This window comes from Modestobacter sp. SYSU DS0904 (assembly GCF_054051115.1).
This window is the reverse complement of sequence record NZ_JBJHAQ010000022.1, coordinates 42,452-67,418: the sequence shown is the minus strand read 5'-3', so window position 1 is coordinate 67,418 and position 24,967 is coordinate 42,452. Positions and strand designations below refer to the sequence as shown.

Sequence of the window (24,967 nt, the reverse complement as noted above, 5' to 3'; positions counted from 1 at the left end):
CGCACCCCCCCGCCCCCCGGCCCGCCCCCCCCCCCCCCCCCCCCCCCCCCCCCCCCCCCCCCCCCCCCCCCCCCCCCCCCCCCCCCCCCCCCCCCCCCCCCCCCACCGTGCGTCAGTGCGCGGCTCCGGCCTGCTCTGTCGCGTTCGCCGCGTGGGCGATGGAGCGGGTGTCCTGGAACGCGCGGACGCCCTCGATGCCCTGCTCGCGCCCCATGCCCGAGTCCTTCATGCCGCCGAACGGGGCCCGCAGGTCCAGCCGCGCCGCACCGTGGTCGTTGACCCAGACGTACCCGCACTCCAGCTGCGACCCGAGCTGGTTGGCGGTGTCGCTGTCGGCGGTCCAGACCGACGCACACAGGCCGGCCCAGGTGTCGTTGGCCAGCCGGACGGCCTCGGCGTCGTCGTCGAACGGGATGACCGGGATGACCGGGCCGAACTGTTCCTCGGTGACGACCCGCAGGGACGGGTCCGGGTCGACCACGACGGCCGGACGCAGGAAGTTGCCCTCGGCGTACTCCCCGCCCGGCAGCTCGCCGAACTCCAGCACCGTCGCGCCGGCGGACCTCGCCTCGTCGATGAGCTCGGTGACGAAGGCCTTCTGCGCGGGCTGGTGCAGCGGGCCCATCGTCGTGCCCTCGGCCAGACCGTGGCCGAGGACGACCTTCTCCAGCCGTGCGGTCAGCCCGGCGACCAGCTCGTCCATGCGGGACCGGTGCACGTACAGCCGCTTGGCGTTCATGCAGATCTGGCCGGTGGTGTCGTAGACCGCGCCGAACAGCCGGTCCAGGTGGTCGTCGTCGAGGACGGCGTCCGCCCGGATGATCGCGGGGTCGTTGCCGCCCAGCTCCAGGGTGACCCGGGTGAGGCTGCGGGAGGCCATCTCCATGATCTTCTTCCCGCCGTTGACGCTGCCGGTGAAGCAGACCTTCGCGACGTCGGGGTTGTCGATCAGGCCGGACATCTCGCTGTCCCGGCCGGTGACCACGTTGAGCACGCCCGGGGGCAGCTTCTCGGCGACGCGCTGCACCAGGCGGGTGGTCGCCAGCGGCGTGGAGGGCGGCGGCTTGACGATCACCGCGTTCCCGGCCAGCAGTGCGTGGGGGAGTGATGCCGCGAGGATCGCGATCGGCCAGTTGAACGGGACGATCACGGTCACCACGCCGATCGGCTGGTAGGCGACGGTGGTCTCCACCGGGATCCCGGGGGCGGGCGGCAGCACCTTGGTCGCGTCCACCTCCTCGGCGATGGACAGGGCGAGCTGCCACCGGATCTCGAAGACCAGCGCGTCGACCCAGGCCTCGTGCACGATCTTGCCGTTCTCCAGCGAGAGCACCCGGGCGTCCTCGTCACGCTCGTCGGCGATCCCCTCGATGGCGGCGGCCATCTGGGCCGCGCGCTCCGTGGCCGGCAGCGCCGACCAGGCCGGGTAGGCCGCCTTCGCCGCCGCGACGGCGTCGGCCACGTCCTCCCTCGACGCCGCGGCCGCGTGGCCGACGACGACGCCCGGCCGGGCGGGGTCGACCACGTCGAGCACGTCGTCCGTGCTCCGCTCCTGCCCGCCGATGTAGAGCCCCGTCGTCACCGGAGCCGTGGTGCTCGTCGTACCCGTCATGCGGATCGCCACCTCTCTGTGTGTTCCGTTGCTGGTCGGGCGCCCGGACGGAGGCACCGGGCCGGGCCCGGGAGGGCGCCGGCCGCGGTGTCCCGCGAAGCGTGGGACCAGGTGTTTACATGTGAACCCTAGCTGGTTAATGTGGTCCCGACCACAGTGTTCACATGTGAACCAATCACTGTTAATGTGACGCAGGTCACTCAACATCGAGGCCCGCCCGAGCGCTGGACAGCTCGTGCGCAGCGGCCTCGATCCACCGCATCTGACGGTCATCGACGAGGGGTTCCGAGGATGAGAGACGACATGGCCTGGCTGGAGGCCGAGCGGCCCTCCGTGCCGGAGCTGGAGGACCGGGCCTTCGAGCTGCGGTCCAAGCTGCTCCACCTGTGCGGTACGTACGAGGGCGCAGTCCACATCGGTGGCGACCTCTCGGCGGCGGACATCTTCACCGCGCTGTTCCACTACGGCCTGCGGGTCGACCCGGACGACATCAGCAACCCCCGGCGCGACCGGTTCCTGCTGAGCAAGGGCCACGCCGCGGTCTGCATGTACATCGCGATGTCGATGCGCGGGTTCTTCTCCTACGACGGGATCGTCGAGACCTACGGCAAGCTCGACAGCGCCTACGGCATGCACCCGTGCAAGGTGCAGCTGCCGGGGGTCGAGGCCTCCACCGGCTCTCTGGGGCACGGCCTCCCGCTCGCGGTGGGCATGGCGCTGTCCGGCCGGAACCGCGGCGAGGAGCACCGGGTGGTCTGCCTGCTCGGCGATGGGGAGACCGGTGAGGGCTCGGTCTGGGAGGCCGCGATGGCCGCCCGCAGCAACAAGCTCGGCAACCTGGTGGCCTTCATCGACCGCAACCGCCAGCTGATGACCAGCCACGCGGAGGAGCGGATCGCCTTCGAGCCCTACCCGGACAAGTGGCGGGCCTTCGGCTGGAACGTCGTCGAGATCGACGGCCACGACATGGCCTCCCTGGTCCGGGCCATCGACGAGCTGCCGGCGCCCGACAGTGACCACCCCACGGTGGTCATCTGCGAGACGGTCAAGGGCAAGGGCGTCGACTTCATGGAGCGCAACCTCGCCTGGCACGCGGGGTCGCTCGGTGCCGAGGACCTCCAGCGAGCACTGGCGGCCCTCGCGGCCTCCCGAGAGAAGGAGTCGGTCTGATGCCGGTCACGTTCACGTTCGGCGAGATGCTGTCGGCCCGGTCGGTGATCGGGTCCACCCTCGCGGAGCTCGGGAAGACCCACGACAACCTCTGGGTGCTGACCCCCGACATCGGCGCGACGCTGGTGGAGTTCCAGGACACGTTCCCGGACCGCTTCATCGACGTCGGCCTCGCGGAGCAGGTCTGCGTCGGCATCGCCGCCGGCCTGGCCTACGACGGCAACATCCCGGTCGTCTCCGGCATGCTGCCCTTCCTGAGCATGCGGGCGCTGGAGCAGATCCGCACCGACGTCTGCTACCCCAACCTGCCGGTCAAGATCATCGGGACGCACGGCGGGCTGGTCGGCAACGGCGGCTCCACGCACTACGCGGTCGAGGACCTCGCGCTGATGTGCGCCCTCACCAACATGACCGTCACCTCGATCGGCGACCCGATGATGGTCGGTGAGGTGCTGCGCCAGTCGATGACCATGCCGGGCCCCCTGTACATCCGGCTCGCCGTCGGCAAGAAGGACAAGGTCCTGTACGAGGAGGGCCAGCACGACGTCCGGATCGGCAAGGGCATCGTCGCCCGGGACGGCACCGACGCCACGATCTTCACCCACGGGACGACGGTGGCCCAGGCCCTGCAGGCCGCCGAGGAGCTCGCCGTCGACGGCCGCTCGGTGCGGGTGGTCGACATGTTCACCCTCAAGCCCATCGACGCCGAGCTCATCGCCCAGTGCGCGGAGGAGACCGGCGGCCGGTTCGTGGTGGTCGAGGACCACCTGGCCTACGGCGGGCTGGCGAGCCGCATCGCCGACGTCGTCGCCGACCGCGGCATCCACCTCACCGGGTTCGAGCGGCTCGGCATCCCGCAGGTCTACGCCGGCTTCGGCGACGACGAGGAGCTGCGCGACAAGCACGGCTACGGCCTCGCGGCGACGGTCGCGGCCACCCGCCGGGTGATCGCGCAGCCGTCCTGGCCCACCTCCCACTGACCCCTTCCCCCATTCTCGATCAGCTCAACGGAGAGACGGATGAGAACAGTCGCGGTCACCAAGATCGGCAGTCTGCGCGACCCGGACGAGTCGGCCCGCGGCAGGATCGGCATCGTCGACCTGCCCGACCAGCCGCTCGGCCCCGAGGACGTCCGGATCCGGGTCGCCTACGCGGCGATCTGCGGTTCGGACCCGCACCTGGCGGAGGGGTTCTTCGGCACCGAGGTGCCGATCGGCCTCGGGCACGAGCTCTCGGGTGTCGTGGAGGCGGTGGGGGACGGCGTCCGCACCGGGATCCGGGTGGGCGACCGGGTCGCCGGCAACTTCCTGCGGTTCTGCGGCAGCTGCGGCCCGTGCCGGGACGGGCGGCAGCAGTTCTGCGAGAACATCCAGGACTACAACCGCCCGGGCATGGCCGAGACGGTCACCTGGCACGAGTCGCAGGCCTACCGGCTGCCGGACTCGGTCAGCCTGCGGCACGGGTGCCTGCTGGAGCCGGTGTCCGTCGCCGTCCGGATGGCCGACAAGGCCCGGCTGCGGGTCGGGGACCGGGTCGCGGTCTGCGGCGGCGGCCCGATCGGGCAGCTCGCGCTCCAGGTGCTGCGGCTGCACGGGGCCACGTCGCTCACGCTGATCGAGCCGATCGCCGACCGCCGGGAGATGGCGCTGGCCACCGGCGCCGAGCACGTGATCGACCCGGTCGGCGAGGACCAGGCGGCCCGGGCGTCCGAGATCACCGGCGGCCGCGGGTACGACGTGGTGATCGACGCGTCGGGCTCGCCCCGGGCGGTGCGCGGGCTGCTGGACCTCGCGGCCAAGGGCGGCACCGTCGTCTACGGCGCGATGTACCCCGCCGAGTTCGAGATGCCGCTGAACCTGTCGGACTTCCTGTACCTCAAGGAGCTGACCCTCACCGGTGTCTTCGTCTCGCCCTACGCCTTCCCGCGGGCGGTGCAGCTGCTGCCGCTGCTGGACCTCGATGCGCTGACCGCCACCTGGTTCCCGTTCGACCAGGCCATCGAGGCCTTCGCCGCGCACCTGTCCGGCGAGCACCCGAAGGTGCTCATCCGGTGCAACGACCTCGACCACCACGACCTGGACGTCCATGACCCAGGGACCCAGCGGTGACCAGCACCCTGCGGACGCCCGTGGTCGAGGGCACGCCGGCGCTCGAGGCGGTCGGCATCAGCAAGCACTTCGACGGCGTCTTCGCCCTCGACGGTGCCCGGCTGTCGGTGCAGCCGGGGGAGATCCACGCCCTGCTCGGGGAGAACGGCGCGGGCAAGTCGACCCTGATCAAGGTCGTCACCGGCCTGCTCGAGCCCGACGCCGGCGAGATCCGGCGGGACGGCGAGGCGGTGCACTTCGCCAACGTCCGCGAAGCGCACGGCAGCGGCGTCGTCGCGCTCTACCAGGAGCTGTCGATCGTCCCCACGATCAGCGTCGCGGAGAACATCCTGCTGGGGGAGGGGACGCCCAGCAGTGGTGGGCTGGTCAGCTGGCGGCGGCTGCACCAGCGCGCCGGGGAGCAGCTCAGCCGGCTCAACCAGGACATCCCGCTGCGCCGGCTGGCCGGGGACCTGTCACCGGTGCAGCAGACGATGGTCGCCGTCGCCCGGGCCCTGGCCACCGACGCCCGGGTGCTCATCCTGGACGAGCCGACCGCGTCGCTGACCGACACCGAGATCAACGACCTGTTCGCCGTGCTGCGCCGGTTGCGCGACGAGGGCGTCGCGATCGTCTACGTGTCGCACCGGCTCGACGAGGTGTTCGAGCTGTGCGACCGGCTGACCATCATGCGCAACGGCGAGACCATCGTGACCCGGTCGATCGCCGAGACGGACATCGACGAGGTCATCTCCACGATGGTCGGTCGCCCGCAGGGGGAGATGTTCCCGGCCCGGGACACCGCCACCAGCGAGGTCGTGCTGACCGTCGAGGGGCTCACCGGGCGCCGGGTGCACGACGTCTCGTTCCGCGTGCACGCCGGGGAGGTGCTCGGCATCGGCGGGCTGGCCGGCGCCGGCCGCAGTGAGGTGCTCCGCCTGCTGGCCGGGGCGCAGAAGCGGGTGTCCGGCTCGATCACCATCTCCGACGCCACCCTGCCGGCGCACTTCGGGGTGGGCCGCGCGCTCGACGCCGGGATCGCGCTGGTGCCCGAGGAGCGGCGGAGCCAGGGCGTGATCCTGGGCGACTCCATCCAGAACAACATCGCCGTCGCCAACCTGCCGGCGGTCAGCCGGGCCGGGTGGGTGTCCAACCGGGCCATCGCGCAGCTGGCCCAGTCGGCGCTCAGCGACCTGCAGATCAAGGCCCGCGGGCCGCGCCAGGAGGTCGGCAACCTGTCGGGGGGCAACCAGCAGAAGGTCGTGCTGGGCAAGATGCTCGCCCGCCGGCCGAAGATCCTGCTGATGGACGAGCCGACCCGCGGCATCGACGTCGGCACGAAGGCGGAGATCTACCGGCTGATCCGCCGGCTCGCGGCCGGCGGCACGACGGTCATCGCGGTGAGCTCCGAGCTGCCCGAGCTCATCGGCCTGTCCGACCGGATCGTGATCATGCACGAGGGCCGCATCTCGGGCGAGGTCCCGGCCGCGGACGCCGACGAAGAGACCCTGCTCTCCTACTGCTACGGAAGGACGGCCTGACATGGCCACGACCGACGCGCCGCCGGCGACGGCACCGGCGAAGACGCCGAGCGACCGGGCCCCGGTCAAGCAGCTGCTGTGGCAGGGCGGCACGCTCCTCGCCCTGGTCGCGCTGATCGTCCTGTTCGGCGTGCTGCGCCCCGGTGCGTTCCTGAGCTTCGGCAACGTCCGGAACATCCTGGAGCAGATCGCCATCCTGGCGATCATCGCGTCGGCCCAGACGATGGTGATGGTCGTGGGCGCCTTCGACCTCTCGGTGGGCGTGACCGCGACGCTGTCGGGAGCGACCACCGCGGCGCTCCTGGTGGCGGGTGTCCCGATCCCGCTGGCGATCATCGCCGGCCTCGGCGCCGGCACGCTCGTCGGCATGGTCAACGGCTTCCTCGTGGCCTACATGAAGCTGTCGCCCTTCGTCGCCACCCTGGCGACGCTGACCTCGGTGGGCGGGCTGGCCTTCATCGTCACCGACGGCACCACGCTCTACGGGATGCCCGAGGGCTTCTTCTGGATCGGGCAGAGCAGGCCGCTGGGCATCCCGATGCCGATCTTCTTCGCGGTGGCCGTCGCCCTGATCGTCTGGGCACTGCTGCGCTTCACGACCGTCGGCCGGCGGTGGCACGCCGTGGGCGGCAGCGCGGAGGTGGCGCGGCTGTCGGGGGTGAACGTGTCGATCGCACGGTTCCTCGCCTTCACCGCCGCGGGGTTCGTCTCGGCGATCGGCGGGATCATCCTGGTCAGCCGGCTGAGCAGCGCCAGCGCGACGAGCGCGAACAACTACATGCTGCTCGCCGTCGCGGCCGTCTTCCTCGGCATGACGATCCTGCGGTCCGGTGCCGCGAACGTCGGCGGCACCCTGGTGGGCGTCGGGATCATCGGCGTGATGAGCAACGGGCTCAACATCGTCGGTGTGAGCACCTACTTCCAGCAGGTCCTCACCGGGTTGATCATCATCGCCGCCGTGACGCTCTCCTCCCTCAAGTCCCGCGAGCGGTAGCTCCCCTCCGGTCCCCCCCGCTGAGCGGCGTCCCGCCACTCGGCTCCAGCACGTGCGTGCAATCGACAAAGGAGTAGATGATGCGCAGACGGTTCTCGACGGTGATCGGCCTGGGGCTCGCCTCGGGCCTCGCCCTCAGCGGGTGCTCGGAATCGGGCGGCGGCGGTGGCGGTGGTGAGGACAGCTTCCGGGTGGCGGCGTTCACCGCCGGCTACGGCACCCCGGTCGGCAAGTCGACGATGGACACCTTCGTGGAGCGCGGCGAAGCGCTCGGCTGGGACGTCGACCTCTACACCAGCGACTTCGACTACGACAAGATCAACACCGACGTCCAGTCGGCGGTGACGCAGGGCGTGGACGCGATCCTCGCCGGGTTCCCCGACCCCCGCCAGATCGCGCCGCTGGTCAACGCCGCGGAGAACAACGACATCCCGATCTTCTCCATCGACGGCGGCGTCGAGCCCAACGACGACTTCGTCGTCGACGTCACCACCGACCAGCAGCAGATCGCCGAGCTCACCGTCGGCGCGCTCGAGGAGGCCATGGGCGGCCTCGAGGGCAAGGACGTGATGGTCATCGGCCACGACCCGCACGTGGGGATCAGCACCCGCAGCCGGATGGCCGAGGAGCTGCTCACCGAGGGCGGCGCCAACATCGCCGGCGGCGAGATCCGCCAGGTGCTGAGCCCGGGTACCTCGCAGGAGGAGGCACTGCGGTTCGTCACCGACTACCTGCAGGCCAACCCCGACGGGCTCGACGGGGTCTGGGTCGGCTGGGACCACGCCGCGGTCGGCGCCACCCAGGCGATCAACGAGGCCGGGCGCGACGACATCTACGTGACCGGCGTGGACGCGGTCGGCATCGCGCTGGCCGAGATCCAGAAGGACGGGCCGTTCTACGCGACCGTCGTGCAGGACTGGCCCGCGGTGCTCGACCAGGTGATCGAGTACATGGAGACCTACGCCGAGACCGGCGAGCTGCCCGAGGAGAACTTCGTCGAGACCGAGGTCACCCTCGTCACCCGGGAGAACGCCGGCGACATCGAAGCCACCGGCTGACGCGAGGCGCGGGGGCGGGCCGGATCGGCCTGCCCCCTCCCCATCCACCGCCACCACCCCTGAACGACACCAGGAAGGCAGTACCCATGCGTCTGGAAGGCAAGGTCGCCCTCATCACCGGCGGGGCCAGCGGCATCGGCCACGCGACGGTGCAGAAGTTCGTCCGCGAGGGCGCCAAGGTCCTCGTGGTCGACATCGACCTGGAGCGCGCGGAGAAGGTCGTCGCCGAGATCGAGGCCGACGGCCACCCCGGCTCCGTCGCGGCGGCCCAGGCCGACGTGTCGGTGTACGCCGACGTCGAGGCCGCCGTGCAGCGCGCGGTCGACGTCTTCGGCAAGCTCGACGTCATCTTCAACAACGCCGGCATCGCCGGCGGCAAGCCGCTGCTCGAGCACGACCCCGCCGTCGACTACGCGCCGATGATCCGGGTCGACCAGGACGGCGTCTACTACGGCATCCTCGCCGCCGGCCGCCAGTTCAAGGCGCAGGGCACGGGCGGCGTCATCATCAGCACCTCGTCGATCTACGGCGAGCAGGCGGCGGAGCTGGCGTTCACGTACAGCGCCGCCAAGGCCGCCGTCATCTCCTTCACCCGGTCGGCGGCCTACGAGCTGGCCGAGTACGGCATCCGGGCGGTGGCGATCACGCCCGGCCGGGTCGGCACCCCGATCATCAACCAGTTCAGCGAGGAGCTGAAGGCGACCTTCGCCTCCGAGCAGCTGCGGGGGAAGCTCACCGAACCCAGCGAGATCGCCGACGTCGTCGCGTTCCTCGCCTCCGACGAGGCGAACGTCATCAACGGCACCGTCGTGCACGTCGACGACGGGTACTCGGTGTTCAAGAAGCGCCTCGACCTGCCCACCTTCTGAGAGGCCGCCGTGTCGATCCCCGTCGCATGCCACCTCAACGTCCTGGTGCCGGACATGGCGGAGCCGGCCCTGCGCTCCGCGCTGCGCACCCTGGCCGACCTCGGGTACTCCGCCGTCGTCCTGCCCCCGATCGACCCGGAGAGCGCGCCGCTGGGGGAGTGGGCGGCGCTGTTCCGCGACCACGGGCTCGCCCCGATCACCATCGCGGGGCAGGCACCGGGCGCCGACGTCTCCTCCAGCGACCCCGCTGAACAGGAGCGGGGGGCGCAGGCGCTGCGGCGGATGGTCGAGGCCACCGTGGCGCTGGGCGGTGACCAGATGAACGGCGTCTCCTACGGGCTGTTCGGGCGGGCGCCGACCGCGGCGTCCGCGGGGTCGTTCGAGCGCGCGGCCGTCCAGCTCGGCGCGGTCGCGGACGCCGCGCACGACCAGGGGGTCGCCATGACCTTCGAGGTGCTCAACCGCTACGAGACGGCGCTGATCAACACCGCCGGGCAGGCGCGGGACTTCGTGGCGGCGAGCGGGTCGGACCACCTGCGGGTGCACCTGGACACCTTCCACATGGCGGTCGAGGAGGCCGACATGACCGCCGCGGTCCGGGAGACGGTGCCGGTGCTCGGCTACCTGGAGCTCGGCCAGTCGGGCCGGGGGCCGCTGTCGACCGGCTCGGTGGACGCGGAGGCGGTGGTGCGCGCGGCGATCGGCGCCGGCTACCGCGGGCGGATCGGGCTGGAGGCGTTCTCCCGCTCGGTGCTGTCCAGCGAGGCGAGTGACCTGCTCGGCATCTGGCGGCAGCCCTACACCGACGGGGCTGCCGTCGCCGCGGAGGCGATCGAGCTGGTCCGGAAGGCCGAGGCGGCAGCGGGGTCGGTCAGCGACAGCCCGAGCTGAACGCCGCGCGCCGCGTGTCCACCGGTCCATCCGGGCGGCCCGGGGGTTGAGTCCCCGGGCCGCCCGGATGTCAGGCGGCCGAGTCGTCCAGCTGGGCGCGCAACCCGGCCAGCACCTCGAGGGTCACCGGGGACCCGGGGAAGGCGGCGAGCTTGCGCATCGGCATGCTGCCGATCATCTTGCGCAGCTCCGGGTCGGCCAGCATCCCGCCGGCGCCGGCCACCAGCGGCGCCAGCAGCGGGCCGCCGGCGGGGTGCGCCAGCCACTCGTCGAGCGTCGAGTCGTCATCCAGCGGCAACCCCAGCGGCGGGGTCTCCACGGTGACCGTCCCGGTCAGCCGCAGGTCCCGCGACGACGCCCCTACGGCGATGTCGAACTCCCCACCTTCGAGCACCCAGTCCCGCAGCACGGGGTGCCAGTAGCTCAGGTCCCGCCGGGTGAGTGCCAGCTCCACCCGCTGCGACGCCCCCGGCGCCAGGTCGACCTTGGTGAAGGCCTTCAGCTCGCGCACCGGGCGCACGACCTGGCTGACCGGGTCGCCCACGTAGACCTGGACGACCTCCTTGCCGGGGCGGTCACCGGTGTTGGTCACTGTCACCGCCACGGTCACCGGGTGCTCGGCGTCGGCACCGTGCACGGTGACGGCCAGGTCCGACCAGCCGAACGTCGTGTAGGACAGCCCGTGCCCGAACGGATAGCTCACTTGCTGCGCGCTCGCGTCGTAGCCCCGGTAGCCGACGAACACCCCCTCGCCGTACCGCACCACCCCGAACTCCCCGGGGAAGTTCAGATGCGCGGAGCTGTCCTCCAGCCGCAGCGGGATCGTCTCGGCCAGCCGCCCGGACGGGTTGACCCGGCCGAACAGCAGATCGGCGACGGCGGTGCCCCCGGCCTGCCCGAGCAGCCACCCCTCCAGGACGGCGCGGGCGTGCTGCTCCCAGTCCGACACCTGCACCGCCGAGCCGTTGGCCAGCACCACGACGACCCGATCGTTGACCTCGGCCACCGCGCGCAGCAGGCCCACCTGGTTCTCCGGCAGGTGGATGTGCTCCCGGTCGAACCCCTCGGACTCGTAGCTGGCCGGCAGGCCGAGGAAGACCACGGCGACCCCGGCGTCCCGGGCGGCGGCGACCGCCTCGGCGCGCAGCGCCTCGTCGTCGGCGGTGGTGTCGACGCCGAAGCCGGCGGCGAAGGTGACGCGGTCCCCGGCCACCTCGCGGATCGCGGCGAGCGCGTCGTCCAGCCGGGTGGGGTTGACCTGCGAACTACCGGCGCCCTGGTAGCGGGGGGTGCGGGCGAACTCGCCGATGACAGCGATCGTGCCGGTGCCGGCCGGGTCCAGCGGGAGCAGGCCGGCGTCGTTCTTCAGCAGCACCGCGCACTCGGTGGCCACCTCGCGGGCCAGCGCGTGGTGGGCGGCGGGGTCGAACGGGCCACCCTCGACGACGGCCGGCAACGCCCGGTCCACCAGGGTCAGCAGCCGCTCGACCGCCCGGTCGAGCACCGCCTCGTCCAGCTCTCCGGCCCGCACCGCGGCGACGATCTGCGCGTCGGCGACCCCGCCGCTGGCCGGCATCTCCAGCTCCAGGCCCGCGGCCAGGCCGGCGACCCGGTCGTTGACCGCGCCCCAGTCGGAGACGACGACGCCGTCGAAGCCCCACTCGTCGCGCAGCACCTCGGTGAGCAGCCACGGGTGCTCGGCGGCGTACGTGCCGTTGACCCGGTTGTAGGAGCACATCACCGTCCACGGCTGCGCCTCGGTGACCACCCGCTCGAACCCGGCCAGGTAGATCTCGCGCAGCGTGCGCTCGTCCACCTCCGCGGAGACCCGCAGCCGGTCGGTCTCCTGGTTGTTGGCCGCGTAGTGCTTCAGCGAGGTGCCCACGCCCTGGCTCTGGATGCCGCGGACCAGGGCGGCGCCGAGCACCCCGCTGATCAGCGGGTCCTCCGACAGGTACTCGAAGTTGCGGCCGCACAGCGGGGAGCGCTTGATGTTGATCCCCGGCCCGAGCAGGACGGCGACCTGCTCGGCGCGGGTCTCCGTCCCGAGGGCAGCCCCGACCCGCTGGAGCAGCTGCGGGTCCCAGGAGGAGCCGAGCGCGGCGGCTGTCGGGAAGCAGGTGGCCGGCACCGAGGCGTTCAGGCCCACATGATCGGCGGACCCGGCCTGCTTGCGCAGCCCGTGCGGGCCGTCGGTGACCATCACCGCTGGGATGCCCAGCCGCTCGACGGGCTGGGTGTGCCAGAAGTCCGACCCGGAGCAGAGCGACGCCTTTTCCTCCAAGGTCAGCTGGGCGAGCAGGGCGGGGACGTCGAGGCGGGTGGAGGGTGCTGCCAGGGTCATGCGGATGCGCCTCCAGAGGGCAGGTCGTAGGTGAGGCCGTGCCCGAAGCGGAACAGCGGGGCCTCGGTGTCGAAGGGGACGTCGGTGCGGCTGGCGAGCACCGCATCGGTCGAGGACGGCAGGTCGAAGGGGAGCCGGCCGCGGGGCGAGGCGGTCCCGGTGAGGACGTCGAGCAGGGCGGCGTCGCTGGAGCCGAAGCTGGCCAGCAGCGCGGCGGCGGCCGCGGCGATCTCGGGGATGACCGCGGGACGGTCCAGGTGCACGTCCACCACCGTCGGCACGGTCGCACAGAGGCGGACGACGCGCTCGCGCTCCTCGACCGGGTACTCCAGCGACCCGGCGTGGAAGAAGGCCTCGAAACCGCCGGGCCGCGGCTCGTAGGGACCCTCCAACCGGACAACCGCCACGTCGGCCTGCTCCGGTGCGTCGACCACGTCGCCGTACCGGGCGGCGACGGCGCGGTCGACGCCCTCGACGTACAGCCGAAGCCCCCGGGCGAACGGCAGCAGGGGCGCGTCGTCCCGGCCGTTGGTCAGCAGGGTGAGCGCGGCGCGCTGGGCGGCCTCGCCGGCGGCCCGGAATTCCGCCCGGCCGACGGTCGCCGCCGCGGTGTCCTCGTCGAGGAGCGGCTGGTCGAACAGCCCCAGCACGAACTTCTCCCGGAGCAGCCGGCGGACCGAGACGTCGATGCGGGCCTCTGGCACCCGGCCGGACTCCACGAGCTCGACGACGAGATCCGGGCAGGCCTCGCCGCCGAACTGGTCGACGCCGGCGGCCAGCGCACGTTCGGCCCGTTCCAGCGGGCTGAGGTGTTCCAGGCCCCAGGCGCGGGCCGGCATCTCCTGGCCCATGATCACCGCATCGGTGAGCAGGCCCCAGTCGGTACAGACGATCCCGTCGAAGCCGTACCGCTCGCGCAGCAGGCCGGTGATGACGCCGGAGTTGAAGCCGAAGCCGACCTCCTCGTACTGCGTGCCCACCGGCATCCCGTAGTAGGGCATCACCTGGGAGGCGCCCGCGGCGAACGCCGCCTCGAACGGGAGCAGGTGGTGCTCGAAGTTGTCCCCCGGGTAGACCTGCTCGCGGCCGTAGGCGAAGTGCGGATCCTCGCCGTCGCGCTGCGGGCCCCCGCCGGGGAAGTGCTTGACCATCGTCGCCACCGACGCCGTCCCCAGCTGCTCGCCCTGGAAGCCGCGGACGTAGGCCACGACGAGCCGGGAGGTCAGCTCGGCGTCCTCCCCGAAGGTGCCGTTGATCCGCGACCAGCGCGGCTCGGTGGCCAGGTCGATCTGCGGGTGCAGCGCCACCCGCAGGCCGACGGCCAGATACTCCTGCCGAACCGTGTCGGCGAAGTGCGCCACCGTCTCCGGGTCACCGATCGCGGCCAGGCCCAGGGGCTCCGGCCACTGCGCGAACGGGCCGGCCATCGCCGCCGTCCCAGGGTTGTCGGTGAACGCGCTGCGCGGGTCGGTGGAGACGGTGACCGGGATGCCCAGCTGGGTCGACGCCGCCAGCTCCTGCAGCCGGTTGTGCCAGCGGGCGAGCTCCCGGGCGGTGGGGGCGGCGCCGAGCAGGTTGAAGTGAGCCATCGAGCGGCCGACGACCATCTCCTGCGCGGAGGGCAGCCCGAACGCCGGGTTGCCTTCGGGCAGCGTGCCGTCCGGACCGACGGTCAGCATCGTGTGGAACATCAGGCCGGCCTTCTCCGCCAGCGTCATGCGGGCGAGCAGGTCCTCGACCCGGTCGGCGACCGGGGCCTGCGGGTCCCGGTAGATGGCCTCCTGGATCGCGGTCACCGGACCGACCGGACGCGGTAGACGGCGAGCGCACCGGCCAGCGCGACGAGCGCACCGAAGACGTACCAGGTCGGGTAGCCGCCCAGGGCCGTTCCGTCGCCGAGCGCGATCACCGCCGGTGCGATGAGGGGAGCCAGCGACTGGGGGAGGGCGTTGGCGATGTTGAGCACCCCGAGGTCCTTCGCGGTGTCCTCGGGGTCGGGCAGCACCTGGGTGGCCAGCGCCAGGTCGACCGACATGAACGAGCCGGCACCCAGCCCGATGATCCCCTGGGCGAGGACGACGACGCCGACGCTCGGCGCGAAGGCGAGCAGCAGGAGCCCCAGAACCATGATCACGCCCGCGGCGGCCACGAACGGACGGCGCTTGCCGGCGCGGTCGGACAGCCAGCCACCGGCCGCGCTGGACAGGATCATCGCCACGGCGCTGGCCGCGCTCGCCGCCAGCACGGTCGCCACCACCTGGGACTCATCCAGCCCGAACTGGCTCTGCAGGAAGTAGGGCAGGTAGGTGGCGATGCCGGCGTAGCCGAACATCACCAGGAACTTGGACAGCCAGGTCCAGCCGAAGTCCGGGTGCTTGCGCGGGTCGAAGACGAACGAACCGAGGAACTCCCGGGGGCCGAAGCGCTCGGTGGGCTTGCTCGCGCGCACCTTGTCCTTGAGCAGGGCGGCGAAGAGGAAGGACAACAGCAGGCCGAGGGCAGCCGGCGCGACGAAACGGGTGACGTCGGAGCTGAACAGGTTGGCGATCAGCGAACCGGTGAGGATCGCCAACGGGATGCCGATGCCCACCAGCCCGGAGGCCAGGCCGCGGCGGTGCTCGGGGACCTGGTCGGGCAGCGTTGCGTTGACCGCGGCCAGGGTGCCGTTGAGCAGCGCCTGGGCGATGCACCAGCCGACCAGCAGCATCCACACGCTGCTGGCGGTGCCGACGAGGAGCAGGCCGAGGAACCCGCCGATCGCTCCGCCGATGATCCAGGGCCGGCGCATGCCCATCCGTGAGGTGGTGCGGTCCGACAGCCGGCCGACCAGCGGGTTGCAGACCAGTGCGAAGAGCGCGCCGACGCCCAGGACGGTGCCGAGCACCGATGCCTGCCGCTCCTCACCGACCAGGTGCTGGACCTTCAGCGCCATGGTCAGCATGACCGGCGTCAGCAGCGCGATGTAGACGCCGAAGTTGGTCAGGGCGAGCGTCGGCAGGTAGGCCGCCGGCTCGCGGCCGGCCGGCTCCTTGACGGGGAGCGGGGTCGCCGCCTCGGCGGCGGCGGTGAGCACGGGCTCGTGCGGGGGGACGGTCATGACGACTCCCGGTCCGGTGCGACCTCCATTGGTCGCCGTGGCGGGGACGGTAGACCAATCTTTACCAGCTGGTAAAGATTCATCGCCTGAGAGGATCGTGTGGACCACGTCCCGACTGGATCTGGAGGAGGTCGGCATGACGGCTCCGGCCACCCGGGGGTACGCCAAGGGTCGCGCCCGCCGCGCCGAGATCCTCGACGTCGCGATGACGCTGTTCGGCGAGGTCGGCTACCGCTCGGCCTCGGTCCGGGAGATCGCGCAGCGGGTCGGCATCTCCCACGTCGCGCTGCTGCACCACTTCGGCGGCAAGGAGGAGCTGCTGGCCGCGGTCCTCGCGCACCGTGAGGAGCGGGACGTCGAGGAGTGGGGTTTCGAGTCGGCGCACGGCCTCGAGGTGCTCCGCCGGCTCATCGCGCTCGTCGCGGCGAACGCCGGGCGCCCCGGGATCATCGAGCTCTACTGCGTCCTGTCCGCGGAGGCGACGGCGGTCGGCCACCCGGCCCACGACTACTTCCGGGAGCGGTATGCGCGGGTGCGCGCCCTGCTGCAGGGGGCGTTCGAGGCCGTGGCGGTGGCCGGCGAGCTCCGGCCGGGGGTCGACCCCCGGGCTGCGGCGGTCGGGGTCATCGCGCTGACCGACGGGCTGCAGGTGCAGTGGCTGTTGGACCGCGACTCCACCGACATGGCCGCCGAGCTGCGCTACTGGGTGAACGGCATGCTCGTCGACCCGCTGTAGCGGAGCGCGCGTGCGCAGGTGTCCGTGCACGGCCCGGGACCTTGCACCGCGAGGTGGACCCGGCCAGGGTGTGCCCATGCTCGGGCTGACGGTGCGTGCGCCGTACCTGTGGTTCGTCGGTCTCTACGCTGCGGCGCTGCTGGTGGCGCAATTGCCCGGCGACCCGAGCGGGGAGTTCCCGCTGCCGTGGCTGGCCGTCGACGCGGTGCTCACCTTCCTGGCCTGGCGGGGGAGCCGGGGGGCGTGGGTGGTGCTGCTGACCCTGCACCTGCTCTTCCTGGCCAGCTTCTTCCTGCTCGTCTGGCCGATCGGCGGGCAGCTGGCCGCGTTCTACGGCCTGCTGGCGCTGGCCGTGGTGCCGCTGGTCAGCCGGGAGGCCCGCGGAGCGCGTCCGGCGGTGGCGGCCGCCGGCTGAGCCGGCCTCACCGCCGGTCGAAGTGGGTGACCTGGTCGGGGCTGGCGGTGAACGGGTTGGCCCACTCCGAGGCGGCGCCGGTGATCGGCTGGGCATCGGTGACGACGGTGAACGGCGACCCGGGGTAGATCGCCAGCACCCGGGAGGCCGACGTCAGCGTCTCGGTGTGCTCGAGCACCTCGCCGCGGCGCAGCAGTCGCGTCGTCCGCTCGCCGCGGAGCTCCTCGCCCACCTCGGCGGTCCACCGGGCGTCGTCGTGCGGGAAGGAGATCGCCCGGACCCGCTCGCCGGCCGGGGCCGGCTCGCAGCCGGCGAACTCCGCCAGCGCGTCGTAGAGCCGCTCGGACTGCTCGGCGTCGGCGGCGCGGGGGACGAAGAAGGCGACCATGCCCCCAGCCTGCCCGCCGCCACCGACGGTTCCGGTACCGCGCGGCACTTGCCGGCCCGGCGGGGGATGACGCCTGACCGGATGAACCCGGGGCGTCCCGCTACCGCGGGTGATCGGCGACCGACACGATCCGGGGTGTGACCCGAACCCGGCGACGACCCGCCGCATCGCAGTCGAGCGTGTGGGGCCGAGCGGCGGCGTCGGTGCTGACGCTGGCCGTCGCCGGGGGAGTCGTCGGGCTGGCGACCTTCGGCCAGTTCACCGACCAGGACGACGAGATCACCCGCTCGGTCACCGCACCGGCCGCCCGCTAGGCACACCGGGCCGCGTGCGCGGTGTCGTCTGCTCGGCGGGACGTCGCTCGCCGCACACGAAGTCGTGCTGGCGCCGGAGGGAGCTCCTCAACGCGAGACGGGGTCCACGTGGCTCGCGTCCAGCGAGGCGAGGTCGAGCCGCGTCGGGGCGGCTTCCCAGTCGCCCTCGGTCAGGCAGGCCAGCGCTCCGCAGCGGATGGCGGTGTCGAGCCGAGCGTCGAGGTCGCCGCCATCGACCAACGAGGCGAGCCAGCCCGCGACGAAGGCGTCGCCCGCGCCGACCGTGTCGACGGCTGACACCCGGAACGCGCCCTGGCGCAGGCGGTCGCCGTTCGCCGTCGCCGCGATCGCACCGTCTGCACCGAGCTTGACCACCGCCTGTTGAGCACCGAGCGCGAGCATCGCGTCGAGCTGCCGCTCCGGGTCGCGCTCCCCGGTGAGGAGCTCCGCCTCGTCGTTGCCGGCGAAGAGCAGATCGGCGCGTTCGGCGAGGGCGAGGTAGCCGCATCGCGCCTCCTCGATGTCGTCGACGAGCGTGGCGCGGTGGTTGACGTCGAACGACACGAGCGTGCCGCTCCCGCGGGCGAGATCAGCGGCGTGCGTCGCAGCATCGCGGGGCCCCGCCCCCAACGCCACCGAGATCCCGGTCAGGTGCAGCACCTTCGCCGAGGTCACCACGTCGGTCGGGATGTCGGCCGGAGACAGCCGACTGCCCGCCTGCCCGCGCCGGTAGTAGCTGATGCGGCTGGCGCCGGGGCGCACGCGCTCCTTGAGCATGAGCGCGGTCGCCGCTGCCGACTCGGTCGCCGCATGCACGGCGACGCCCTCGGCGCGCAGTTCACGCATGATCATCGCGCCGACCGCGTCGGCGCCCAGGCGACCGATCCATGCGGCCGAGCCGCCCAGTCGGGACACCCCGATCGCGACGTTGCTCTCCGCACCACCGAAGGTCAGCCGCATCCGCTCGCCGCGCGAGAGGCGCCCGGCCTGCTCGCCGACGAGCAGGCCGAGGCTCTCACCGACGACGACGACATCGGTGGGGGAGGTGCTCACGCGGCCGCCTCGACGGCCTCGCGGGCGCGTGCGGCGACAGCGTCGCCACCCTCGTCCGCGGCCTGCGTGATCCAGCTGCCGCTCACCGCGAAGACGCTGGCGCGCGAGAGGTAGTCGGTGAGGTTGCCGGGGGAGACGCCGCCGGACGGCATGAACCGGATGTCGCGGAACACCGATGCGTATGCGTCGATCAGCGACAGCCCGCCGAACACCCCGGCCGGGAACAGCTTCAGTCGCGTGAGCCCGGCGGCGCGGGCGCTCTGCACCTCGGTGGGCGTGATCACGCCGGGCACCATCGGCACGCCGGCCTCACGCGCGAAGCCGACGACCTCCAGGTCCAAGCCGGGACTCACGAGGAACTGCGCGCCCGCGTCGACGGCCGCCCGGGCCTGCTCGACCGAGAGCACCGTGCCAGCGCCGACGAGCAGGTCCTCGCGTTCGGCGAGGCGCCGCACCGCCGTCATGCCGAACTCACCCCGCAGTGCCACCTCGACCACGGGCAGCCCGCCGGCGACGAGCCCCTCGCCGATCGCATCGATCGTGTCCGGGTGCGAGACGGAGGCCAGCGGCACCACTCGGTGGGTGAACAGCGGGTGGTCTCCACTCATCGCCCGAGCCACCCGCCGTCGACCGGGAGGATCACGCCGGTGACGTAGTCCGAGGCGGCGGAGGCGAGGAACACGGTGGCGCCGCCGAGGTCGCTCGCCTGGCCCCAGCGGGCGGCGGGGATGCGAGCGAGGATCGCCTGCGAGCGGTCGGGGTCGCCGCGCAGCGCCTCGGTGTTGTCGGTGGAGATGTAGCCGGGGGCGATCGCGTTCACCGTCACGCCCATCGGTGCCCACTCGTTGGCGAGGGCCTTGGTGAGTCCGGAGATGCCCGACTTGGCCGCGGCGTAGCCGGGGACGTTGATGCCGCCCTGGAAGCTGAGCAGGCTCGCCGTGAAGATGACCTTGCCGCGCCCGCGCTCGATCATCGACGTGCCGATCTGCTGCGTGAGCACGAACTGGCTGTTGAGGTTCACGTCGAGCACCTCGTCCCACCACTCCATGGGGTGCTCGGCAGCGGGGGCGCGGCGGATGGTCCCCGCGTTGTTGACGAGGATGTCGGTGCGCCCGGCCACGTTCGCGCCGAAGGCGGTGACGGCCTCGCGGTCGCGGAAGTCGACGCGGTGTCCCTCGAACTCGCGGCCGAGCTCGCGCACGCGGCGGCCGATCGCGCCGCCGTCCTCCTCCTGGCCGGCGGAGGCCGCGATGATGTCGGCGCCCGCGACCGCGAGCGCCTCGGCCATGGCGAATCCGATGCCGCGGCGCGCTCCGGTGACGACGGCGGTGGTGCCGGTGAGGTCGAACATCGCGGTCATGCTGGTGCTCCCGTCTGAGGGTCGGTCGGTGCGAGGTCAGTGCTGCACATCGATGAGGACCTTCATCGACTCGGCGCGGGTGAGGCTCTCGAACGCTTCGGCAGTGCGCTCGAGCGGCACGGTCGCGCTGATGAGTTCGTCGGCGGGAATCGCGCCCCGCGCGATCAGGGCGATCGCGTGCTCGAAGTCCTCGCGCTCGTACACGCGTGCGCCGAGCAGCTCGAGCTCGCGCCAGAAGACCCGGTGCAGATCGATCGGCACGGGGCGTGGGTGGATCGCGACCATGACGACACGGCCCCGGGTGCGGGCGTGCGCCGTGGCCTCGAGTGCGGTCGCGGCGACGCCGGCGACCTCGAACACCACGTCGGCTCCCGCACCGGCTGTGAGCTCCTGCACGCGGGAGGCGAGGTCCTCGTTGATCGGGTCGACGACGGTCGCGCCGTGCCGGGCGGCGAAGGCGCGACGGTCGGCGTTGGGCTCGCTCAGGACGACGTGCGCGCCGGCCTGTGCGGCGACCAGGGCGATCAGCTGACCGATCGGCCCGCCGCCGATGATGAGCGCGGTCTCGCCCTCGGCCAGACGCGAGCGGCGCACGTCGTGCGAGGCGACCGCGAGCGGCTCGACCAGAGCGGCGTGCTTCAGCGACACCCCGCTGGGGAGCGGGACGACGACCGACTCGGGCACCGTCCACAGCTCCTGCATGGCGCCGGTGGTCTCGATGCCGACGAAGGTGAGGCGGTGGCAGATGTGCTGGTGGCCCGCGCGGCAGGCGGGGCAGTCGCCGCACCAGTCCAAGGGCATGACGGTGACGGAGTCACCCGGGCGCACGTTCTCGACCCCGTCGCCGACGGCCTCGACGGTGCCGCTCATCTCGTGACCGATCGCCTGTGGCGGGCTCACCCGGTGGTCCATGTCGCCGTGCAGGATGTGCAGGTCGGTGCCGCAGATGCCGCAGTACGCCACGCGGATCTGCACCTGGCCTGGCTGCGGTCCGGTGACGGCGTTGTGCAGGACCTCGATGCGACCCGCACCCGTGTAGGCGGCGGCTCGTCCTCCGCCCGTGTACTCGCCAGCTCCCACCAGGTCTCCTCTCCGAGTGCCGTCGACACACGTGCTGCACGCTGCCGCTCGTCGAAGTGGAACACAGTTCCGTCAAAAGTTCCATCTGGCGAAACCAGGTTCCGTCTGCGTATGGTGGCCCGAGGTCGAAGCGCCGGCGCGAAGGTGACCGGTGTCAACTCAAAGAGGAGTCCCCATGCTGGCGCACAAGCGCATCGCGAGCGTCGTCGCGACCGGAGCGGTCGTCACCCTCACCCTGACGGGCTGCGGCTCCGGGTCCGGCTCCGGTGAGGGCGGCGGCGGAGACACCCAGGTGTTCCGCGTCGCCTTCAACCAGAACGAGGCGCACCCCCAGGCCCAGGCCATCCTCGAGCTCTCCGACAAGCTCGAGGAGCAGACCGACGGTCGCTACCGGCTCGAGCTGTTCCCCGACGGCACGCTGGGTGCCCAGGAGGCCACCATCGAGCAGGTCCAGTCGGGCACCATCGACTTCGCCTTCGTGGCCGGCTCGCTGCTCGAGAGCCTCGAGCCCGACTTCTCGGTGGTCAACCTGCCCTACGTCTACGAGTCACCCGAGCACCAGCTCGAGGTGCTCAACGACCAGGAGATCGTCGGCGAGCTGTACGACTCGCTCGCGCAGGACAACATCGAGGTGCTCGCCGCCTACCACGGTGGTGTGCGCAACGTGTACACGGACAAGCCGGTCGAGACGCCCGACGACCTCGCCGGTCTCAAGATCCGGGTGATCGGCTCGGACACGAACGTCCGCATGATGGAGCTCATGGGCGGCGTCGGCACCCCGATGGCCCAGGACGAGGTGTACACCGCGATCCAGTCCGGCGTCATCGACGGCGGCGAGAACAACGAGCTCATCTACTCGTCGCTCTCGCACGACGAGATCGCGCCGTACTACTCCTACACCGAGCACCTGATGATGCCCGACTACCTCATCGCGAGCCCCAGCACGTGGAACTCGCTCGACGACGAGACCCGGGAGATCTTCGAAGAGCTGCTCGCCGAGTCGATCGACACCGAGCTCGCCGCCTTCGGCGAGGCGGTCGAGACCGCGAAGACCGAGGCCGAAGAGGCCGGCGCGACGTTCGTCGAGGCGGATGCCGACGCCTTCCGTGAAGCGGTGCTCCCGCTGCACGACGAGCTGGTGACGACCGAGCGTCAGCAGGGGATCTACGACGCCATCGAAGCCGCTCGCGGCTGATCCCGTCCGTTCCCTCGACCGGTAGGAAGTCCATGACCGTCGTCCGCCGCTGGCTCGATCGCACCCTGCGAGCCATCTGCGTCGTCCTGTTCGCGGTGCTCGTGCTGCTCGTGGTCTGGCAGGTCTTCACCCGCCTCGTCCTGGGCGCACCGAGTGCGTGGAGCGAGGAGGCCGCGCGCTACACCTTCGTCTGGGTCAGCCTGATCGGCATCTCCATCGCGATCGGCGAGAAGGCGGACGTCGTCATGGACTTCCTCGTCGAGAGGCTGCCGGTCCTCGGGCAGCGCATCGTCGACGTCCTCGCCTACCTCACGGTGCTCGCCTTCGTCGGCTACGTGATGCTCTTCGGCGGCATCGAGCAGTCGATGACCGCCTGGGCGCAGACGAACCCGCTGCTGCCCTTCACGCAGGGCCAGCTCTCGCTCGCGCTGCCCATCTCGGGAGCGCTGATCACCTTCTACCTGCTCCTGCACATCGCCCACGCCCTGTCTCGTGACTTCACGGGACGCGAGGGCTTCCACGAGGACCCGGGGGCAGCGACCGCATGACCGATCCACTCGTCATCGGGCTGATCCTCATCGTCGGCCTCGTCGTCCTCCTCGCCATCGGAGCCCCGGTCTCGATCGCGATCGGTCTGCCCTCGACCGTCTGCCTCATGCTGGTGGCGGGCTTCGACAACGGCGCCATCACCTCCGCCCAGCAGATGCTGCGCGGCGCGAACTCGTTCGCCCTGCTGGCCATCCCGTTCTTCGTGCTGGCCGGCGTCATCATGAACACCGGCGGGATAGCCGAGAGGCTCGTGAACCTCGCCCGCGTGCTCGTCGGGCGCGCACCGGCTTCCCTCATGCAGAGCAACGTGATCGCCAACACCATCTTCGGCACCGTGTCGGGTTCGGCGGTGGCCACCGCGGCCGCGGTCGGCTCGACCATGACGCCGATGCTCCGGCGCAGCGGCTACGACCCCGCGATGTCGGCCGCGACGAACGTCAGCTCCGCACCGGCGGGGATGCTGATCCCGCCCAGCAACACGCTCATCATCTACTCGCTGGCGGCCGGTGGTACCTCGGTGGGGGCGTTGTTCCTCGCCGGCTACATCCCCGGTGCCCTGTGGGCCCTGTCGTGCGCGGGCGTCGTCTACTTCCACGCGCGCCGGCACCCGGAGTTGAAGGGCCAGCCGTTCCCCGGCTGGGGCGTCTTCTTCACCACCGTGCTGCAGGCCCTGCCCTCGCTCGGGCTCATCGTGGTCGTCATCGGCGGTATCGTCGCCGGCTTCTTCACCCCCACCGAGGGTGCGGTCATCGCGGTCGTCTACGCGCTCGTGCTGTCGTTCATCTACCGCACCATCAGGGTGCGCGACCTCGACCGCATCCTGTACGACGCCTGCCGCACGAGCGCGATCGTGATCTTCCTGATCGCGGTCTCGTCGATCATGGGCTACATCCTCACGTACGCGCGGCTGCCGCAGCTGATCGCCGAGTCGCTGTTCGGATGGACCGACTCCAAGGTCGTCGTGCTGTTGATCATGATGCTCGTCCTCCTGGTCATCGGCATCCCGCTCGACCCGACGCCGGCGCTGCTGATCTTCGTGCCGATCTTCCTGCCGATCGCCGTCTCCTACGGCGTCGATCCCGTGCACTTCGGGATCATGATGGTCTTCAACCTGTCGATCGCCGTGATCTCGCCACCCTCCGCGCCGGTGCTGTTCGTGGGCACCCAGGTGGCCAAGACGAGGCTCGAGCCGGTCATCAGGCGGATGGTGCCGTTCCTCGTCGTGCTGATCGTCATGTTGTTCATCGTCGTCTTCGTGCCCGACGTGTCGCTGTGGCTGCCGCGCCTGGCCGGCCTCGTCGACTGACGCACCGTCCGTCCATCCGACACCCACCTCAAGGAGACGCAGTGCCTTCGTCCATGCGCGGCCCAGTCGCCGCAGAGCAGATCCCCGGGTTCTCGCAGCAGGACCTGCGCGACCGGTTCCTGATCGAGGACCTGCTGGTCGCCGGTCGCCAGGTCGCCATCCCCACGCACTACGACCGCGTGGTCGCCGTCGGCGTCGTGCCCACCGACGCCGAGATCGAGCTGACCCCCATCCCCGAGATCCGTTCGGAGTTCTTCCTCGAGCACCGCGAGATCGGCATCGTCAACGTCGGTGGGCCCGGCAGCATCCGTGCCGGCGGTGAGACCTACCCGATGGAGCGCGAGGCGGTGCTGTACCTCGGCCGCGGCACGCGCGACGTCGTCTTCGCCTCCGACTCCGCCGACGACCCGGCGAAGTACTACGGCTTCTCTGCGCCGGCGCACGCCGAGTACCCGTCCCAGTTGGGTCGCCCCGGCGAGGGCACGGTGCGCGAGCTCGGCGACCAGCTGACCTCCAACCGCCGGTCGCTGCGCCAGGTCATCCACGAGAACGGCATCCGCAGCTGCCAGATCGTCATGGGTGTCACCCGCCTGCACCCGGGCAACATGTGGAACACGATGCCCGCGCACACGCACGAGCGCCGTACCGAGTTCTACCTGTACTTCGACGTGCCCGAAGACGCCCGCGTGCTGCACTTGATGGGCGAGCCGAGCGAATCACGCCATATGCTCGTTGCCAACGAGCAGGCGATCATGTCGCCGAGCTGGTCGATCCACTCGGGCGTCGGCTCGCAGGCCTACGCCTTCGTCTGGGCCATGGCCGGCGAGAACCAGTCGTTCGACGACATGGACCACGTGCAGATCACCGAGCTGACCTGACGAGCGAGCGAGTGCATGAGATGAGCGCAA

The 24,967-nt window shown here is 71.5% G+C and carries 24 protein-coding genes; 15 read left to right on the top strand and 9 right to left on the bottom strand.

The window, feature by feature from the left end; translation table 11 throughout:
• Positions 1 to 112: 112 nt before the first annotated feature.
• A complete protein-coding gene (locus ACI79U_RS14640; RefSeq protein WP_457069605.1) occupies positions 113 to 1,612 on the bottom strand; it encodes an aldehyde dehydrogenase family protein in 1,500 nt (499 codons plus the stop codon).
• Positions 1,613 to 1,903: 291 nt separating this feature from the next.
• On the opposite strand from ACI79U_RS14640, the gene ACI79U_RS14635 reads away from it, so the two are divergent.
• The 8 genes from ACI79U_RS14635 to ACI79U_RS14600 all read left to right on the top strand — a co-directional run bounded on the left by ACI79U_RS14635 (position 1,904) and on the right by ACI79U_RS14600 (position 10,222).
• Positions 1,904 to 2,782, top strand: coding sequence for a transketolase (locus tag ACI79U_RS14635; protein WP_457069603.1), 879 nt, complete (start codon positions 1,904 to 1,906; stop codon positions 2,780 to 2,782).
• Complete coding sequence (locus ACI79U_RS14630; protein ID WP_457069601.1) at positions 2,782 to 3,762, top strand: transketolase family protein; 981 nt, start codon at positions 2,782 to 2,784, stop codon at positions 3,760 to 3,762. Before ACI79U_RS14635 ends, ACI79U_RS14630 begins: the two co-directional genes overlap by 1 nt.
• Before the next feature lie 39 nt (positions 3,763 to 3,801).
• A complete protein-coding gene (locus ACI79U_RS14625; RefSeq protein ID WP_457069599.1) occupies positions 3,802 to 4,890 on the top strand; it encodes a zinc-dependent alcohol dehydrogenase in 1,089 nt (362 codons plus the stop codon).
• On the top strand, positions 4,887 to 6,410 hold the full coding sequence (locus tag ACI79U_RS14620; protein ID WP_457069597.1) for a sugar ABC transporter ATP-binding protein: 1,524 nt from the start codon (positions 4,887 to 4,889) through the stop codon (positions 6,408 to 6,410). Before ACI79U_RS14625 ends, ACI79U_RS14620 begins: the two co-directional genes overlap by 4 nt.
• 1 nt (position 6,411) lies before the next feature.
• On the top strand, positions 6,412 to 7,404 hold the full coding sequence (locus tag ACI79U_RS14615; protein ID WP_457069595.1) for an ABC transporter permease: 993 nt from the start codon (positions 6,412 to 6,414) through the stop codon (positions 7,402 to 7,404).
• Positions 7,405 to 7,484: 80 nt separating this feature from the next.
• Positions 7,485 to 8,462, top strand: a complete 978-nt coding sequence (locus ACI79U_RS14610; protein WP_457069593.1) for a sugar ABC transporter substrate-binding protein — start codon at positions 7,485 to 7,487, stop codon at positions 8,460 to 8,462.
• 86 nt (positions 8,463 to 8,548) lie between these two features.
• Positions 8,549 to 9,331 carry an SDR family NAD(P)-dependent oxidoreductase gene (locus ACI79U_RS14605; protein WP_457069591.1) on the top strand — a complete coding sequence of 261 codons (783 nt, stop codon included), beginning with the start codon at positions 8,549 to 8,551 and terminating at the stop codon, positions 9,329 to 9,331.
• A gap of 9 nt (positions 9,332 to 9,340) precedes the next feature.
• Entirely contained in the window at positions 9,341 to 10,222 is an 882-nt protein-coding gene (locus ACI79U_RS14600; protein WP_457069589.1) for a sugar phosphate isomerase/epimerase family protein, read from the top strand.
• A gap of 70 nt (positions 10,223 to 10,292) precedes the next feature.
• Here ACI79U_RS14600 and ACI79U_RS14595 read toward each other — a convergent pair whose 3' ends face one another.
• The 3 genes from ACI79U_RS14595 to ACI79U_RS14585 are packed head-to-tail and all read right to left on the bottom strand — an operon-like array spanning position 10,293 to position 15,663.
• On the bottom strand, positions 10,293 to 12,566 hold the full coding sequence (locus tag ACI79U_RS14595; protein ID WP_457069587.1) for a glycoside hydrolase family 3 C-terminal domain-containing protein: 2,274 nt from the start codon (positions 12,564 to 12,566) through the stop codon (positions 10,293 to 10,295).
• Positions 12,563 to 14,362, bottom strand: coding sequence for a glycoside hydrolase family 3 protein (locus ACI79U_RS14590; RefSeq protein WP_457069585.1), 1,800 nt, complete (start codon positions 14,360 to 14,362; stop codon positions 12,563 to 12,565). Before ACI79U_RS14590 ends, ACI79U_RS14595 begins: the two co-directional genes overlap by 4 nt.
• Entirely contained in the window at positions 14,359 to 15,663 is a 1,305-nt protein-coding gene (locus ACI79U_RS14585) for an MFS transporter (protein ID WP_457069583.1), read from the bottom strand. The genes ACI79U_RS14590 and ACI79U_RS14585 overlap by 4 nt, the downstream gene beginning before the upstream one ends.
• A 136-nt stretch (positions 15,664 to 15,799) precedes the next feature.
• Here ACI79U_RS14585 and ACI79U_RS14580 point away from each other — a divergent pair, with 136 nt between their 5' ends.
• On the top strand, positions 15,800 to 16,399 hold the full coding sequence (locus tag ACI79U_RS14580) for a TetR/AcrR family transcriptional regulator (RefSeq protein ID WP_457069581.1): 600 nt from the start codon (positions 15,800 to 15,802) through the stop codon (positions 16,397 to 16,399).
• Positions 16,400 to 16,475: 76 nt separating this feature from the next.
• A complete protein-coding gene (locus ACI79U_RS14575) occupies positions 16,476 to 16,814 on the top strand; it encodes a hypothetical protein (protein WP_457069579.1) in 339 nt (112 codons plus the stop codon).
• A gap of 7 nt (positions 16,815 to 16,821) precedes the next feature.
• Here ACI79U_RS14575 and ACI79U_RS14570 read toward each other — a convergent pair whose 3' ends face one another.
• On the bottom strand, positions 16,822 to 17,202 hold the full coding sequence (locus ACI79U_RS14570) for a hypothetical protein (RefSeq protein ID WP_457069577.1): 381 nt from the start codon (positions 17,200 to 17,202) through the stop codon (positions 16,822 to 16,824).
• 179 nt (positions 17,203 to 17,381) lie between these two features.
• Between ACI79U_RS14570 and ACI79U_RS14565 the strand changes: the two genes are divergently transcribed.
• Entirely contained in the window at positions 17,382 to 17,516 is a 135-nt protein-coding gene (locus tag ACI79U_RS14565; protein WP_457069575.1) for a hypothetical protein, read from the top strand.
• 87 nt (positions 17,517 to 17,603) lie between these two features.
• On the opposite strand, the gene ACI79U_RS14560 is transcribed toward ACI79U_RS14565, so the two are convergent.
• The 4 genes from ACI79U_RS14560 to ACI79U_RS14545 are packed head-to-tail and all read right to left on the bottom strand — an operon-like array spanning position 17,604 to position 21,009.
• Positions 17,604 to 18,569: a sugar kinase gene (locus ACI79U_RS14560; RefSeq protein ID WP_457069573.1), complete on the bottom strand. Its 966-nt coding sequence runs from the start codon at positions 18,567 to 18,569 to the stop codon at positions 17,604 to 17,606.
• The gene (locus tag ACI79U_RS14555; RefSeq protein ID WP_457069571.1) at positions 18,566 to 19,177 is read right to left on the bottom strand and encodes a bifunctional 4-hydroxy-2-oxoglutarate aldolase/2-dehydro-3-deoxy-phosphogluconate aldolase; all 612 of its coding nucleotides are present in this window, start codon (positions 19,175 to 19,177) and stop codon (positions 18,566 to 18,568) included. Before ACI79U_RS14555 ends, ACI79U_RS14560 begins: the two co-directional genes overlap by 4 nt.
• Positions 19,174 to 19,929 (bottom strand): SDR family oxidoreductase, encoded by a 756-nt coding sequence (locus ACI79U_RS14550; RefSeq protein ID WP_457069569.1) that lies wholly within the window; start codon positions 19,927 to 19,929, stop codon positions 19,174 to 19,176. Before ACI79U_RS14550 ends, ACI79U_RS14555 begins: the two co-directional genes overlap by 4 nt.
• A gap of 36 nt (positions 19,930 to 19,965) precedes the next feature.
• Positions 19,966 to 21,009, bottom strand: a complete 1,044-nt coding sequence (locus ACI79U_RS14545; protein ID WP_457069567.1) for a zinc-dependent alcohol dehydrogenase — start codon at positions 21,007 to 21,009, stop codon at positions 19,966 to 19,968.
• 175 nt (positions 21,010 to 21,184) lie between these two features.
• Between ACI79U_RS14545 and ACI79U_RS14540 the strand changes: the two genes are divergently transcribed.
• From ACI79U_RS14540 to kduI, 4 genes are read left to right on the top strand one after another with little or no spacing between them, the layout of a single operon-like run.
• Positions 21,185 to 22,204: a TRAP transporter substrate-binding protein gene (locus ACI79U_RS14540; protein ID WP_457069565.1), complete on the top strand. Its 1,020-nt coding sequence runs from the start codon at positions 21,185 to 21,187 to the stop codon at positions 22,202 to 22,204.
• Positions 22,205 to 22,236: 32 nt separating this feature from the next.
• The gene (locus ACI79U_RS14535) at positions 22,237 to 22,752 is read left to right on the top strand and encodes a TRAP transporter small permease (protein ID WP_457069563.1); all 516 of its coding nucleotides are present in this window, start codon (positions 22,237 to 22,239) and stop codon (positions 22,750 to 22,752) included.
• Entirely contained in the window at positions 22,749 to 24,059 is a 1,311-nt protein-coding gene (locus ACI79U_RS14530; protein WP_457069561.1) for a TRAP transporter large permease, read from the top strand. Before ACI79U_RS14535 ends, ACI79U_RS14530 begins: the two co-directional genes overlap by 4 nt.
• Before the next feature lie 41 nt (positions 24,060 to 24,100).
• The gene (gene kduI / locus ACI79U_RS14525) at positions 24,101 to 24,937 is read left to right on the top strand and encodes a 5-dehydro-4-deoxy-D-glucuronate isomerase (RefSeq protein WP_457069559.1); all 837 of its coding nucleotides are present in this window, start codon (positions 24,101 to 24,103) and stop codon (positions 24,935 to 24,937) included.
• Positions 24,938 to 24,967: the final 30 nt, after the last annotated feature.